Annotated in this window: 1 protein-coding gene; it reads left to right on the plus strand. The window is 68.0% G+C overall.

Annotation, left to right across the window (positions count from 1 at the left end; all coding sequences use genetic code 11):
• A partial coding sequence (locus BN903_RS13820) for a PAS domain-containing protein (RefSeq protein WP_048078305.1) occupies window positions 1-1179 on the plus strand: 1179 nt, incomplete at both ends.

Raw genomic sequence — 1179 nt, forward strand, 5'->3', positions numbered from 1 at the left:
ATCCTCGGCTTCACGCCGGAGGAACTCATCGGTGAGAACGCGTTCGAGTACATCCACCGCGACGACCGAGAGGCGGTCGAGGAGGCGTTCCGGGAGGCAGTCACCGGCGAAGAGTTCACCGAGATAACCGTCGAGTACCGCCACCGGACCGCCGACGGATCGTGGGTGTGGCTGGAGAGCCGCATGTCGAACCTCACCGACGACGCGCTCGACGGCTACGTCGTCAGCTCGCGCGACATCAGCGACCGCGTCCGGGCCGAGCGCGAGCGCGAGGAGACGGCGGCGCACCTCAGCGAGATCTCGGCGGTCTCAAGCGACGTGCTCTGGATGTTCAACGCCGACTGGTCGGAGCTCCTCTTCGTGAACCCCTCCTACGAGGAGATCTACGGGACGTCGGTCGCGGAACTCAGGGGCGACCCGGGCGCGTTCCTCGACGCGATCCACCCAGACGACATCCCCGCGGTCGAGGAGGCGATGGAACGGCTCTCCGACGGGAACCCGGTCGACATCGAGTACCGGGTGAACCCCGGCGAGGACTACCACCGCTGGGTGTGGGTTCAAGGCGAGCCGATCACGGTCGACGGCGATGTCGTCCGCATCACGGGGTTCACCAAGGACGTCACGGACCGGCGGCGGCGCGAGCGACAGCTGGTCGTCATGGACAACCTCCTCCGGCATAACCTCCGGAACGACCTCAACGTCATGCTCGGCACGGTGGAGACGCTGGAGTCGGAGGTCCCGGAGTCGACCGAACACACCGCGGTGATCCGCCACGTCGGCGAACAGCTCCTCGCGACCGCGGAGAAGGAACGGGAGATCATCGAACTCATCACCGACCACCGGGACGGCGAGCCGATCGCCCTCGACGAGGTGGTCGAGGAGTGCGTCGAGCGCGTCGGCGAGCGGTTCCCGGCGGCGTCGATCGGGATCGCGTCGCTCGATCCGGTCGTGGTCGACGGGCGCGCCGAACTGCGGTCGGCGGTGACAGAACTCCTCGAGAACGCGGTCCGACACGCCGCCGACGACGCTCCGGCCGTGACCGTCGGGCTCCGGTACGCGCCGGACGGGGCCGAAATCGTCGTCAGCGACGATCACGCGCCGATCCCGGCCGTCGAAGCGAACGTCCTCACCGGCGACCACGACATGACCGACGTGTACCACAGCAGCGGGCTGGGTTCT

This window comes from Halorubrum sp. AJ67, from assembly GCF_000513435.1.